Origin of the sequence: Acetobacter conturbans (assembly GCF_011516755.1) — a bacterium.
GTDB lineage: Bacteria > Pseudomonadota > Alphaproteobacteria > Acetobacterales > Acetobacteraceae > Acetobacter > Acetobacter conturbans.
Genome location: NZ_WOSY01000010.1, coordinates 100,515 through 114,511, shown reverse-complemented (window position 1 = coordinate 114,511; position 13,997 = coordinate 100,515). Strand labels below are relative to the sequence as shown.

General features: G+C 59.2%; 12 protein-coding genes. 7 read left to right on the top strand and 5 right to left on the bottom strand.

Translation table 11 applies throughout. The features are described from left to right. Positions 1–78: 78 nt before the first annotated feature. Positions 79–1,686 (bottom strand): TSCPD domain-containing protein, encoded by a 1,608-nt coding sequence (locus GOB81_RS11615; protein WP_173570587.1) that lies wholly within the window; start codon positions 1,684–1,686, stop codon positions 79–81. A gap of 215 nt (positions 1,687–1,901) precedes the next feature. On the opposite strand from GOB81_RS11615, the gene GOB81_RS11610 reads away from it, so the two are divergent. The 7 genes from GOB81_RS11610 (at position 1,902) to GOB81_RS11580 (ending at position 6,837) form a co-directional block, all read left to right on the top strand. After that, entirely contained in the window at positions 1,902–2,270 is a 369-nt protein-coding gene (locus GOB81_RS11610; RefSeq protein ID WP_173570638.1) for an NADH:ubiquinone oxidoreductase subunit NDUFA12, read from the top strand. Positions 2,271–2,454: 184 nt separating this feature from the next. Next, complete coding sequence (gene mlaD, locus GOB81_RS11605) at positions 2,455–3,027, top strand: outer membrane lipid asymmetry maintenance protein MlaD (RefSeq protein WP_173570586.1); 573 nt, start codon at positions 2,455–2,457, stop codon at positions 3,025–3,027. Beyond that, a complete protein-coding gene (locus GOB81_RS11600) occupies positions 3,027–3,245 on the top strand; it encodes a hypothetical protein (RefSeq protein WP_173570637.1) in 219 nt (72 codons plus the stop codon). The genes mlaD and GOB81_RS11600 overlap by 1 nt, the downstream gene beginning before the upstream one ends. Beyond that, positions 3,242–3,850 carry a DUF2155 domain-containing protein gene (locus GOB81_RS11595; RefSeq protein ID WP_338421357.1) on the top strand — a complete coding sequence of 203 codons (609 nt, stop codon included), beginning with the start codon at positions 3,242–3,244 and terminating at the stop codon, positions 3,848–3,850. The genes GOB81_RS11600 and GOB81_RS11595 overlap by 4 nt, the downstream gene beginning before the upstream one ends. Positions 3,851–4,132: 282 nt before the next feature. Then, on the top strand, positions 4,133–4,861 hold the full coding sequence (gene otsB / locus GOB81_RS11590) for a trehalose-phosphatase (RefSeq protein WP_173570635.1): 729 nt from the start codon (positions 4,133–4,135) through the stop codon (positions 4,859–4,861). A gap of 2 nt (positions 4,862–4,863) precedes the next feature. After that, complete coding sequence (locus GOB81_RS11585; RefSeq protein ID WP_173570585.1) at positions 4,864–6,225, top strand: alpha,alpha-trehalose-phosphate synthase (UDP-forming); 1,362 nt, start codon at positions 4,864–4,866, stop codon at positions 6,223–6,225. Positions 6,226–6,297: 72 nt separating this feature from the next. Beyond that, positions 6,298–6,837 carry a disulfide bond formation protein B gene (locus tag GOB81_RS11580; RefSeq protein ID WP_242010219.1) on the top strand — a complete coding sequence of 180 codons (540 nt, stop codon included), beginning with the start codon at positions 6,298–6,300 and terminating at the stop codon, positions 6,835–6,837. On the opposite strand, the gene GOB81_RS11575 is transcribed toward GOB81_RS11580, so the two are convergent. The 4 genes from GOB81_RS11575 to GOB81_RS11560 all read right to left on the bottom strand — a co-directional run bounded on the left by GOB81_RS11575 (position 6,803) and on the right by GOB81_RS11560 (position 13,955). After that, positions 6,803–6,967, bottom strand: coding sequence for a DUF1328 domain-containing protein (locus GOB81_RS11575; RefSeq protein ID WP_173570583.1), 165 nt, complete (start codon positions 6,965–6,967; stop codon positions 6,803–6,805). The genes GOB81_RS11580 and GOB81_RS11575 overlap by 35 nt on opposite strands. Positions 6,968–7,193: 226 nt before the next feature. Then, on the bottom strand, positions 7,194–9,800 hold the full coding sequence (gene clpB / locus GOB81_RS11570; protein ID WP_173570582.1) for an ATP-dependent chaperone ClpB: 2,607 nt from the start codon (positions 9,798–9,800) through the stop codon (positions 7,194–7,196). Positions 9,801–9,959: 159 nt separating this feature from the next. Beyond that, the gene (locus tag GOB81_RS11565; RefSeq protein ID WP_173570581.1) at positions 9,960–10,652 is read right to left on the bottom strand and encodes a fumarylacetoacetate hydrolase family protein; all 693 of its coding nucleotides are present in this window, start codon (positions 10,650–10,652) and stop codon (positions 9,960–9,962) included. Positions 10,653–11,495: 843 nt separating this feature from the next. Next, a complete protein-coding gene (locus GOB81_RS11560; protein WP_173570580.1) occupies positions 11,496–13,955 on the bottom strand; it encodes a TonB-dependent receptor plug domain-containing protein in 2,460 nt (819 codons plus the stop codon). Between the last annotated feature and the right edge of the window lie 42 nt (positions 13,956–13,997).

Sequence of the window (13,997 nt, the reverse complement as noted above, 5' to 3'; positions counted from 1 at the left end):
CGCGACCGGCTCCTGCTTTCTTATTTCATCATCACTGGAAACCTCCCGGCATTCGCTGAAGAATGCCGGGAGACCGTCTTAACTGACGAGGCGCAGCCCACGGCGGGGAGGCTGTGTCGGCTTCCCCTCTGTCTGGGCCACGTCGAACGGCAACAGCGGAGAACTGTCGCCACCGTTCTCTTCGTGCGGCGCGTCCGGCAGGCGCTGCTGGAGATACAGGCTGGATAGTGAGCGGAAGACATAATCCAGAATCGAGGTGGCATAAGAGGTCACGGGGTCGCCCTCGACGGTCCCGGCCGGACCGAACGAGGAATAGGCGAAACGCTCGATATAGTCTTCGAGCGGCGCACCATATTGTAGCCCCAGACTGACGGCCTGACTGAAACTTTCCATCAGCCCACGCACCATGGCGCTTTCGCGAGCAGGCGTCAGGGAGATTTCACCCAGCGTGCCGTCTTCATATTCCGCAGTTCGCAGGAAAAATCGATGACCGCCGACAGATGCTTTCTGCGCGATCCCGGCATGCCGTTCCGGCAGCGGATGGATCACCCCGCGCGGAAGGATGCGCGGCGGGATGGGCATCGTTGGGTCGGGCCGAGCCGGGACACGATCCACGAAGCCGGCCAGAGCCCGGTACATCCGCATGTGGGCGTCGGTTCCGGGTAGTAAAAGAGGTGTCTCACCGGCCAGTGAGGCCGCAAGAGCTGCTTCCACCGAGAGACCTTTGGCGGCAAGACGATTGAGCGCGCTGACGGCAAGCCGACCGTCCGGGCTCAACGGTGAGAAGATCGGTGCGATGCCGCAGGCTTCACATCCCAGCAGGGCGTCGACCGGACCTGAAGAGGAGAAACCGGTTTCGATCCGGGCCTCAGGAACATCGGTCTCGACGGCGGCCCGTGACCATGCATCCCGGATGGCGGCGGTCAGGCCGGGAATGACGTGGCGGTGCGGCATGAGAGGCAGGTGGTCACAGCCGGTGCCTTCGCGGGCCACGAGTGTGGTCAGCGCGACCAGAGAGCATGCGGCGTCGCGGCCCATATCACTGTCATAGTCGAGGCCGAGACCCGCGAGGCAGGCGTCGAGATTGGTCAGCAGGATCTCGCCCGCGATGGGTAGCGGAGCATCCGGAAGCAGATCACCGGTCGTGTCTGGTATTGGCGCCGATGGGGTTTCGGGAAGATCGAACAGGCTCGGTTCACGGTCTGAGACCTCATCGAGCGGCAGTTCGCCGTTGCGACGCATCGCCTTCGCTTTCGCTTCGGTGCGAAGGGTGAGGCACAGGAGGCGCAGGGCTGCGACGAAAGTCTCGGCGGCAAATCCTTCACCCGGCAGCACGAAAGCGCCGAGATTGAGCACGAATCCCGGACGACGATCGAACGCTCCATGCCAGACGGCGAGCGTCGGAGCCGCCTGTCTCAGGATCAGCAGCCACGCGAGGGACCGTCCGCTGATGGTCTCGCCGGAAGGTGACTGCTCCTTTCCATGCGGAATCAGTGCGTCGATCCAGCGCGCGGACTCCGAAGGCAGCGAGATCGCTCTCGTGCCGGGAACGAGGTCCGCGAGGGCGGCGGCGGCTTCGTCATCCCAGTTGGCCGGCAGCGTGATCGCGCGTGCCGGAGCGTCCGGGTCGGCCGAGGCCATGACGGTGCGCATTTCGACACCGTTCCAGTAATGATGAGCGTTCATGCCCTCAGACTACCGTTGCCGCTGGCCTCTCAGGAAGCGGGTCAGCTTGAGGATATGGGGGGTATAATGCTCTGCAAAGTGGGGATATGGGGGATAACTGTCAGGAGCCGTATTATGACAGGGAAAAACAGGCCACATCCTATGCCGCAGATCGTGAAGTGATGCGGCGTCCGGCACAGTGGACGAGGGTCATCTGACGGCTTATGGTCCATCTTATGGTAACGCTCGGCACCCTTCTTCATACCCGCCTGCATGGACGCCTTGTGGGCAAGGACAGTGATGGTCGCGCTTATTACGAATCGCGTCGCCCGACCCGCAAGACAGCGGGCGGAGAGCGGTATGAGCGCTGGGTCATCTATAACAAGGGTGAGGATGGTTCAGCCGTTCCGCCTGAGTGGTGGGGATGGCTCCATTCCATGGACGATCAGCCGATCCCGATGGAAGCCCGCAAGCCGTGGCAGCTTCCTCACCAGCCGAACCTGACCGGCACGCCGGCTGCCTATCGCCCGCCGGGAAGTGTTTATCGTGGTGGCCAGCGCGCGCCTGCGACCGGCGACTATGACGCATGGACCCCCGAAAGCTGAATTCTCACGGACTTCTGCTCCGAAGCTGCTCGTTTTTGTGGGGCAGGGATCAGACGTAAATCGTTTTTTGCCGCTGCGGCAGGAACGAAAGGCATATTTTTGCCTGAGAGTGACGTTATCCCGTTTGTCACCCGCTCGTATTTCTGATCAAAAGCGTGTGAGTAAAAGAGCCGTGTGAGGGCCGATGAGTTCCGTTTCGACCAATTCCCCGCCATCCGCAGCCGTGCTGCCGCCGCTTCGGCAGACCCGTTCGACGGTCGAGCTTATCGCCGGGGTGGGGGTGATTGTTCTGCTCGCGCTGTTGCTGGCGTTCGCCATTCTGAACACCGGGCGCAAGACCGATGACGGCTATCACCTGAACGCCGACTTCTCCCATATCGACGGGCTTGATGTCGGTTCGGACGTCAAACTGGCGGGAATCAGCGTGGGGCACGTCGTGTCGGAGACGGTGGACCCGAAAACCTTCAAGGCGAGTGTGATTTTCACAGTGCGTCACGATGTCCAGCTTCCGACTGACACCGCTGCTATCATCACGAGCGACAGCCTGCTTGGTGGTAAATATATCTCCCTCTCTCCGGGCGGCGATACGCGGATGCTCAGGGCGGGCGGCGTCGTGAGCGTGACGCAGGGCGCTATCAGCCTGGAGCAGTTGCTGAGCAAGTTCATCTTCTCGGTGACGGACACGCTGACGCAGGCCAATCGGTCAAAGGCTGATGAGGGAGCGTCAAAAGGGCAGGGGGCCTCTGATCTCCCATGATGGAAGTGCCCGCTCACTGGCTTCAGAAAGATGGCACCCCGGTTTCCTGCACGGAAAAATTGCTGGTGCTGCGACAGAACTGGGACGAACTGCAGGGCGTGCTGCGGGATGCTTTTGAGGATGCGGTTCTGATCGGTGTCGATGAAGCGGTAATGAAGCAGCTGTTGACCGAGATGGTGGCGGCGCTTCCCAGCCCACGTGCCGGAGGCACACAGTGAGGACTTCTGTGGTCGGACGTTTTCTGAAAGGAGCCTTCGCTGCGGGGGCTTTTCTGCTGACGCAGGGGAGAGGTTTCGCTGCCGAGCCTCTGGCGCCGCCAGCGATGTATCCTGCCAACACCTGGCAGGGGAAAAGCACGGCCGTCGTTCGTGTGCTTAACAGGCTCGATTCCCGTGTGGAAACGCTTACGCTGCCAGTCGGCAGTGCCGGACACTACGAAACGCTGGATATCACCGTGAACCGGTGTCTGGTTCATGCGCCGACTTTGCGGCGGGATACCGCCGCGTGGGTGGACGTGCAGGATAAGCGCGAAGCTGGAGCGGTCTTTCACGGCTGGATGCTGGCCGAGGAGCCTTCGCTCGGTATCTTCGAGAGTCCGATCTACGATATTCGCGTCGTGACCTGCGAGGGAGACAATGTGGCTCCCACTCCGCTCCCGCTCCAGGCACCGGTGGTTCCTTCGTTGCCCGGCAGTAGTGAGGCATCGCCAGCCGGGACACCGACCGCTCCCAGTGATGACAGCCAGAAGGGCGCACCGTCTCAAGCCGCGCCCGAAGGTGGCACCGTACCAGATTCCGGTGAGGGACAGCCCGATTCCCAGTAATCCGGAACCGATCGCGGTTTCGTGTGTTTACCTCATTGCAAGGAAAATATGGTGAACAATGGCAGGTGACGGGTGTGGCATACCCTCCCTGCGGAGGTGCCCCTTGTTGCGGGAAAGGCTGTTCGGCATGGTGGCAACAGGCTTGGCAACTCCAGGTGTGACCTAGAGTGGGTGCAGTGGTTGCCTGAAGAGCGTACAGACGAACAGGGAAGGTTCTTCACCGTGATTGCGTCAAACAGCCCTTCGGCTTCTCGGACTGGTTCCAGTCTCACCCGCATGCATATGCCTCTCGATCAGGTTGCCTTTCTTCTGGATTTCGATGGAACGCTGGTCGATATCGCGCCGACGCCCGAATCCGTTATCGTGGCACCTGAACTGAAAGACGTGCTGCGTCGGCTGCGGGATGCCACTGGAAACGCGCTGGCCATCATTTCCGGACGGTCGGTCGATCAGATCGACGCTTTTCTGGGAGATATTCCTTTTGCGGTGGCCGGAGAGCATGGCATCGCCATCAGGCACCGTCCCGGTGGTCCCATCCAGCGTGCGGCGTTGCCGTCCGTGCCGAGTGAATGGGTGCGGGAGGCGCAGGAGCTGGTGGCGTCCTTCCCCGGCACGCGACTGGAACGCAAGATTGGTGGGTTCGTCCTGCATTATCGCGGTGCTCCTGAAGCACAGGCGGAACTCCGCCGCGCAGCGGAGGCATGGGTGAAGCCTGAAGGAGACAAATTCCATATTCAGGCCGCCAAAATGGCATGGGAAATCCGGCCAGCAGGCGTCGACAAGGGCTATGCTGTTTCTCTTCTGATGGAGGATGCGCCCTTTGCCGGACGGAAGCCGGTCTTTGTCGGAGACGACGTGACGGATGAGGACGCCATCAAGGCGGCCATTCGTCTGGGTGGAACCGGATTTCGGATTCCGATCGATTTTCCGACGCCCGCCGTGCTGCGGGCCTGGCTATCGTCTCTCGTGCCGGTCGGCGAAAAGACGATAGCTGCGGGCACTGAGGCATAATCATGGGTCGTCTGGTCATTGTTTCTAACCGGGTTCCGGACCCACGTGAACGCAACCAGCCTGCGGGAGGGCTGGCGATAGGACTCGCCGACGCGCTGCGCACCGAGCCGAGCAGCCTCTGGTTCGGCTGGTCGGGGCATCAGGCGGAGAGTCGGGGAGGAGATCCCGCACCGTCGCTCGATACGCACGGCAAGGTCACATACGCGACAGTGCCGCTCACGCCCGCCCAGCACCGGGGCTATTATCAGAAATTTTCGAACGGCATCCTCTGGCCGCTGTGTCATTACCGGCTTGGCCTCATGGATTACGGCCGGGCGGACTGGCATCAGTATCTGGATGTGAACCGGATGTTCGCGCGGGTGCTTAAGCCTTTGCTGAAGCCTGGCGACGTCATCTGGGTGCATGACTATCATCTCTTCCCGCTGGGGCAGGCACTTCGCGAACTCGGCGTGACGAACCCTATCGGCTTCTTTCTCCATATTCCGTTTCCGCCCTGGAGCCTGTTTCGGGCGCTCCCCTGCGCGGCTGACATTCTGCGTGACATGCAGGCCTATGATGTCATGGGCGTGCAGACCGAGGAGGATGCGCAGAATTTGTGGGAATGCCTGCACGTTGAAGGCATGAACGACCCCTCGCGCGTGGTGGCCTGCCCGATCGGGATCGATCCGGTGTCGTTCGGGGAGGATGCCCGCGAGGCGTTCGGTGGTCCCGAAGTCCGTCGCCTCAGGGAAAGTCTGCATGACGAGCCGCTCATCATCGGTGCGGACAGGCTGGATTATTCCAAGGGGCTGGAAGAGCGCTTCCTCGGTTATGAACGGCTGCTGATCCGTTATCCCGAGCATCACCGTCATGTGACCTATCTTCAGGTCGCCCCGGTTTCGCGGGGTGAGGTGGAAGAATATCGCCTCCTGCGGCGGCAGCTTGATGAGACGATCGGCCGTATCAACGGGGCCTTTGCCGAATATGACTGGACGCCCATCCGTTATCTGACGCGCCCCGTTCCACGGCAGACGCTCGCCGGGTTCTATCGCCTTGCGGATGTCGGGCTTGTGACGCCGCTGCGCGATGGCATGAATCTGGTCGCCAAGGAATATGTCGCCGCGCAGGACCCTGAAGATCCCGGCGCGCTTGTACTCTCGCATCTTGCAGGCGCGGCCCCGGAACTGAGTGAGGCCCTGCTCGTCAATCCGCACGATGCTGACGAGATTGCCGATGCGCTGCATCTCGCGCTGACCATGAAACGTGAAGACCGCAAGAAGCGCTGGGACGCCCTGAACGTTGAAGTTCGCAATACGACAGCCGGAACGTGGGCGCGGGATTTCCTTGCCATGCTGTACAAGTCGCAGAAAACAGAGTCAGCGTGATAAAGAGGCGTCGGGCAAGGTAACCCGGAAGGGTTTCCGCACGATGACCATGACCACGCGGGACGTATGCGCATGATATCACGACGCAGGATTTTTATTCGGCAGACGCCGGGCTCCGTTCGCCTGCCCAATCTCCTGCTGATTGTCTCCGGCGTGGCCGCCCTGTCTCTGGTGTGGTGGCTTCAGAACAGGATGGGGATGGTTCCGTGCGCCCTGTGCTTTTGGGAGCGCTGGCCCTGGCGCATCGCGATCGCCATTGGTGTCATCGGGATGATCGTTCCCCGGCGCTGGGCGGTTCCCGTCGCGGTGCTGGGAGTGCCTGCCCTGCTGGCAGATATGGTTCTGAGCCTCGTTCATGCGGGTGTCGAGTGGGGTTTCTGGCCAAGTCCACTGCCGGAATGTGCGGCCCCTCAACTGAAAGGCCAGACGATCGCTGAACGTCTGGCCTCCATGCCCCTGCATCCGGGGAAACCCTGTGATCAGCCCACCTATCTGTTCAACTGGCTTCCCATCTCACTCACTGTGATGGGAGGGCTGGCAGCTTGCGCGGTTCTGATTGGATTACTGGTCCTTGTGGTCACGCTCGGCGGCCGAACAGCAGGCCGACGATAAACAGGATGATGAAGATGAAGAACAGGATCTTACCGATATAGGCAAAGTTCGCGGCGATGCCGGTGAAGCCGAACACGGCGGAGATCAGCGCGAAGATCAGAAAGATCAGGGTCCAGCGAAGAAGGTCCATGAGAATAGCTCCGTGTTGAGTTGATAATCTGAACGCGGGGCTGCCGGGAAAAGTTGCGCAAACTGTTTGGCTGTTCTCAACGCAGGAAAAAGGGTGTTCACCCAGATTCACCCTCCGCAATGGCGATCTCCCCGGAGCGCGAGGGGAACATCCCGAAAACCTCCACAAAACAAGAAAAGGCCCCCGGATGGGAGCCTCTCTTTAATCAACGCGACTGAACTGGCGATCAGCCGAGAACAGATTCCGCTTCGCGCCCATCGATGATCAGGCCATCGCCGTTGGCGGAAACATTGACCGTCTCACCATCGTGGATCGTGCCTTCCAGCAGGAGTTCCGCCAGCGGGTTCTGCAAGCTGCGCTGCACCACCCTTTTGAGCGGACGCGCCCCGTAGACAGGGTCGTAGCCTTCGTTGGCCAGCCACTGATGGGCCAGATCGTCCAATTTGATCACGATATTGCGGTCGGTCAGCAGAGACTGGAGACGACTGATCTGGATATCGACAATCCGCGTCATGTCCTTCTTCTGTAGCCGCGAGAACAGCACGATCTCGTCCAGACGGTTCAGGAACTCGGGCCGGAAATGCGCACGCACCACTTCCATGACCTGAGCCTGTACCATGTCCGTGGTCTCGCCATCAGGCTGGTGGGCCAGAACGTCCGAGCCGAGGTTGCTGGTCAGCACGATCAGCGTGTTGCGGAAGTCCACCGTTCGACCCTGACCATCCGTGAGACGCCCATCATCAAGAACCTGAAGCAGGATGTTGAAGACATCCGGATGCGCCTTCTCCACCTCATCGAACAGGATGACCTGATAGGGCCGCCGCCGAACGGCTTCAGTCAGAACACCGCCTTCTTCGTAACCGACATAGCCCGGAGGTGCACCGATCAGGCGGGCCACGGAATGTTTTTCCATGAACTCGCTCATATCGATGCGGAGCAGAGCTTTTTCATCGTCGAAAAGGAATTCAGCGAGCGCCTTGGTCAGTTCGGTCTTGCCGACGCCGGTCGGGCCGAGGAAGAGGAACGAGCCGATCGGACGGTTCGGGTCCTGAAGCCCGGCGCGGGCACGGCGCACAGCATGAGCTACGGCCTTGAGTGCTGCTTCCTGCCCAACGACGCGCTTACGCAGCTCATCTTCCATACGGAGCAGTTTCGTACGCTCCCCTTCGACCATCCGGTCCATGGGGATGCCGGTCCAGCGCGACACGACCGAAGCAATGCTCTGCTCGGTGACGGCCTGCGAGACGAGGTCGCCGGAGGCGCTGTTCTGTTCCGCGTTCTGGGCCTCGGCGATCTTGGCTTCGAGATCGGGGATGACGCCATACATCAGTTCAGACGCACGCCCGAGATCGCCCTTGCGCTGTGCCATTTCAACATGTGAACGCGCTTCGTCCAGCTGCTCCTTGAGTTTCTGAACCGCGTTGACCCGGTCCTTTTCCGCGTGCCAGGCGGCGTTCATCGCGTCGGACTTCTCTTCCAGCCCGGCCAGTTCGGCATCGACCTTTTCAAGACGCTCACGGCTGGCCGAGTCATCCTCCTTGCGGAGAGCCTCCCGTTCGATCTTGAGCTGGATGACACGACGATCAAGCTCGTCGAGTTCTTCAGGCTTGCTGTCGATCTGCATCCGCAGGCGGCTGGATGCCTCGTCCATCAGGTCGATGGCTTTGTCCGGCAGGAACCGGTCGGTGATGTAGCGGTTCGACAGCGTGGCGGCGGCGACGAGCGCACCATCCGCAATGCGGATACCGTGGTGAAGCTCGTACTTCTCCTTGATGCCACGCAGGATCGAGATCGTATCGGCTACCGACGGCTCGCCCACGAAGACCGACTGGAACCGACGGGCAAGCGCCGCGTCTTTCTCAATGTATTTGCGATACTCGTCGAGCGTGGTTGCACCGATACAATGCAGCGTGCCACGAGCAAGTTCCGGCTTGATGAGATTGGAGGCGTCCATCGCGCCGTCGGAACGACCCGCACCAACAAGCGTGTGCATCTCGTCGATGAACAGGATGACCTGTCCTTCGGCGGATTCAATCTCCTTGAGAACAGCCTTCAGGCGTTCTTCGAACTCACCGCGATATTTCGCACCGGCGATCAGCGCGCCCATGTCGAGGGAAAGCAGCTTCTTGTTGCGAAGCGCCTCCGGCACGTCACCATTGACGATACGCTGGGCCAGTCCTTCCACGATGGCGGTCTTGCCGACACCCGGCTCACCGATCAGGACGGGATTGTTCTTGCTACGGCGCGCGAGAACCTGAATGGCGCGACGGATTTCCTCGTCACGACCAATTACAGGGTCAAGCTTGCCAGCGAGCGCTACGGCGGTCACGTCACGCGCATATTTTTTCAGCGCATCGAACCCGGCCTCGGCGTTCTCGCCGGTCACTGTGCGGCCTTTACGAACCGCCACCACAGCTTTTTCAAGCGTATCGGCAGACGCACCGTTATCTTTCAGCGCCCGCCCGGCTGGTGTGTCAGACGCCGCGATAGCGACCAGCAGACGGTCCTGCGCAACGAAGGAATCGCCTGCCTTCTGTGCACTCTGTTCCGCATTATCGAGCAAGCGAACCAGTTCGGGGGTGGCCTGCGGCTGACCGGCACCGCCACCCTGCACCTTAGGCAGTTTGGCAAGCGCTTCTTCCACGCTGGAAAGAGCGCCGAGCGGATTGCCGCCCGCTGCCTTGATCAGCGAAGAGGCAGCCCCTTCATTGTCATCAAGCATCGCTTTGAGCAGATGCTCGGCCGTAAGCTGCTGGTTGTATTCGCGGAGCGCGATCGTCTGCGCGGCCTGAAGGAAACCACGCGACCGTTCAGTAAACTTCTGGATATCCATATTCCTGTGTGTCCCTTTGAAGTGAGGCGACGGTCAGGGCCATGGGAGGGCGCCCCTCAAGGAGGCGGCGCGGCCATGGTCTTGATCTTGTAGAAGAATATGGGGGCAAAGAAAGCGAATGCAAGAGTTGTTCCGTGCGGACAAACGTCTTTGCAACCCTCAGTCCCGGGTGGCGTATGCGACCTCCAGCCGTCCTACGCCATCGCATTCTCCGACCAGCCTGTCGCCTGCCAGTACGGGGCCGACGCCCGATGGCGTGCCGGTCAGGATCAGATCGCCCGGACGGAGTTCCACAAAGTTGGAGAGGGTCGCTATGATCTCGGGGATCGGCCAGATCAGATCACGGATTTCGCCATTCTGACGGATTTCGCCATTCACGCTCAGTGAAATACGCCCCTGCGTGGGATGGCCGATCTCGGTAACCGGGCGGATGGGAGTGATCGGGCAGGACTGATCGAATCCCTTGGCGAGATCCCAGGGCTGACCTTTTTTCTTGGCGATGGCCTGAAGGTCGCGGCGCGTCATGTCGAGTGCGAGCGCATAGCCATACACCAGATCGAGCGCTTTCCCTGCGGGCACATGTACGCCCTGTCCACCGATGGCGACGGCAAGTTCGATCTCGTGGTGAAGATCGGTTGTGTGCAGTGGGAACGGCAGTGTGCGGTCCAGCGTGACGGCGTCAGCGGGTTTGGCGAAGAAGATCGGCGTATCGTTGGCCGGATCTCCCCCCATTTCCCTTGTGTGTTCGCCATAGTTACGCCCGACACACCAGATGCGGCGGACGGGAAAGGCTGAGTCCGTCCCGGAGACGGGAATGGAGGGAGTGGGAGCAGGAGGAAAGACATACCGCATTGTCACAGTCCTTTTGCGCGCACCTTAACAGGCGGCCCGGCCTCTTTTTAAGAGGGTAGTGGCTAGGTCTCTGAAATGTGTAGACAGTCCAACTGACAGTCGGGTGTGCACCTACCGATTGGGTGGAGCGCGAGAGGAGCGAAAGCGAGCCTGTTGATGACGGGTTGTGCGGATATCTGGCGGCTGCATTGCTTGGGAATGTCGCACACCCCCGCCGGAGAGAGGCATTGGAGCATCCCGCTCGTCCCGGTGGGGGTAGCCTCTTTTCGCCTGCGGGGCCGGGGCACGCTTTCTGGCCCGGACTTATCCGTTTTTACCCCATGCCGCATATGTCACTTCGCAACCGATCCAGGTTCTCAGATCCCTTGGTGCGGAGGATGTATCTGCCTCAGGGGGCACATTCTGCATTATGTGATGGGTTTTTCGATCGCCGAGTAATCATGTGCGGAAAAATGTTCTGGACCTACATAAGGTCTGCACATGAAAGCCTGCCGGAAGGCTCTGCCGTGGCGGTGCAGGATTTACAGGAGGCCACGAAGGGCAATTGTGCCATAGCTTCGGTTGCGGGCGGGATGAGTATCTGGTGCGGCTGACATGACCAGCTGGTGGGCTGTTTGCCAACGGAGCTTGAGAGAAGGGGTATGAAAACCCGGCAGTCCACGAATGTATCGGAAAGATCGTCTGGCAGGAGAAAGCCTATTCCTGACAATCCTTGAGTGATTGGCAGGAATAAAGATTTTTCTCGATCCGGAGAACGTGCAGTCTCCGGATCATGGTGGTGGAAAGTCTTCAGATATTCCGGGGTCTTTTTGCCCCGGAATTCAGATTCTTCGTAAAAAGGTCTCAGAAGTCGAGCGAAGTCTTCACGTAATACATGCCGCCGTTAAACCCATACGGGGAGTAAGATGCGTATTTGGAAAGACCCTGCTGAGTGTTGGCAATAATACGGGAAATGTGGGTCGGATATTTGTTTCCAGCGTTATTGGCGCCCACACCGACAGTCCAGCGAGGCATGATTTTGTAATCAAGTTCCAGATTCGTGATGAAACCCGGGTTCTGTTTGAACGGAACGCTGCCCGCGCCGGTTGGGGATGCCATGTAAATGATCGAACCGTAACGCATTTCCTGCACAAAGAAGGACCATTTGCCCATTTCCCAGTTTACACTGATCTGTTCACGGTTTTTTGGGGCAGCATGCAGGACCATCTGCTTGGTGTATTCATTGACGAGGTTGTCTTTGGCGGACCGGATTTCGTTATCGGAAAAGTTGATGCCCATGGAGAATACGAACTTACCATAGCGATTGGTATGCAGAGTATAGTTCGCGTTGAGATCACCACCGAAAGTCTGGGTGTTATAAAGATTGGCGTAATAGGACAGCGTTGTTGCACTCGTAAGGCTTGCTGCCGAAAGCAGGTTCATCAGAGTGGTGTCGCTTGTGTCAACACTGTAGGATTTCGTGCTGCCCAGACGGCCATTGATCGCGATGTAATACAGATTGCCGGTGATGTGGAAGTTATCAATCGGGCTTGCATCAAGACCGATTGAATAGCTGCGGGAGTATTCGCCCTTCATTTTCCCTGCGCCAAGATATTTGGCAATGGCGCTGTTGGCCGGAATCTGATCGACGGTGTAGCCCGGATACGGCGCCGAGTAGAAATAGGACATCTCACCCAGTGTCGGCGGGCGGTAGCCGGTGTTGATGTTGGCACGAATGGCCCAGCGCTTATTGAAGTCATAGCGCGTGCCGATCGACCCAGTTTCCACCGTGGCGAGATTATTGTAGCTCGCGGCACGGCCTCCCAGCGTCCATTCCCATTTTTTGGTGATATGGAAATCAAGATTGACGTTGCCTTCATAAACGTCACGGTTCTGATCGGTCACCGCCAGAGGCACGTTACCAGGGTGATCGGTAGCCCCGAGACCTTCCCATGAAGCAGGTTCACCTTCTGTCATCTGGAAAGTGTCGTGACGATATTCAGCGCCGAACCGAAGATTGATTTCACGCGGCAGAAGGCTTGTGCGGAACGAACGGGAGCCGCGCAGGCCGGCGGTCAGTTCGGAGGCAATCGAAGAGCCATCATAGAAGGAGGTCTGGGTGCTTCCCGGGATCGAAACGTTCTCGGAATCCTTAGTGCCGTATTTCTGCTGGTCACGGCCGTAAGTGACATAGGCATCCCACGCAAAACCGAATTTATGCGTTCTGATACCGTTGTCAGTCTGAAAATCATATTGGTCCATGGTAATGTAGGGCTGGTTACCATTGGGATACAGGGTAGGATTGATCCAGCTATCGGTAGCAGCGGCGCTACGGTACGTTTCCGCAACATTTGCCCGACGGTGAGAGAAGGTCGATGTGCTGTAGAATTCGAAACCCTGCCCGAACGGCACGGCCATGTTTTCACTCAGCGTTTCCAGAGTGGATTTAGGGATCCCGAGACCCCGCTGGACATTGCGGTTTGCTGTTTCGTTTCGTGAATCACTGAACAGCGTCCCGTAGAAATCTCCACCACGGGTTGTCGGCATCTGGTGCGCAACCTGTGCGGCGAGATCAAGATAACCGCCCTTGTTGCCGATCGCCATGCCGTAATTCGCCGACCCGTCGAGGGCCTGACCGTCACCGGCATAAAAACCACTGTTCTTGAAGTTTACGCTGCCACCATGCGTGTCTTTCTTAAGCACGATGTTCACCGCGCCCGCGATGGCATCCTGTCCATACAGAGCGGACGCGCCTTCGGTGATCACTTCGATATGATCGATGGCGCTCACAGGGATGAGCGAGATGTCGGCGGGCTCGCTGCCCCAGTTGGTGCCGGAGTTCGAGTTGAAATTCGCACCGATGTGGCGGCGGTGTCCGTTGATCAGAATCAGCGTGTCATCAGGCGACTGGCCGCGGAGCTGCATGGTCTGCACAAAGGAACTCGCGCCGCCACCGGGGAGAGCTGCGGTGGTGATCGCCGGGTTAGCCTGCGCGAGAGCGGAGAGAACATTCGACTGGCCGGTTTTGAGGAGTTCCGCACCCGTTACGACCGTGACCTGCGTTGTGCTGTGCTGTGGCGTGGATGTGTTGAAAACGGAGTTCGTTCTGTGGACGGCGACATGAACCACTTCAGCGTTGGACGCGTGAACGGAGGTGGGAGCTGTATGGGCCGGGCGTGCCGAAGCGACCGCCTTTTTTTCCACTTTATAATGCTTCACGCTTTTCGACGAAGTAGAAGTCTCCGCATGAGCAAGAGTGGGAACAAAGGTGCTGACCATTACTCCGGAAACAAGGTATAATTTCTTTTTCGACAGACCCGCCATGACACTCTCCCGAAGACCGCACAAAATGAGCACAACAAATTA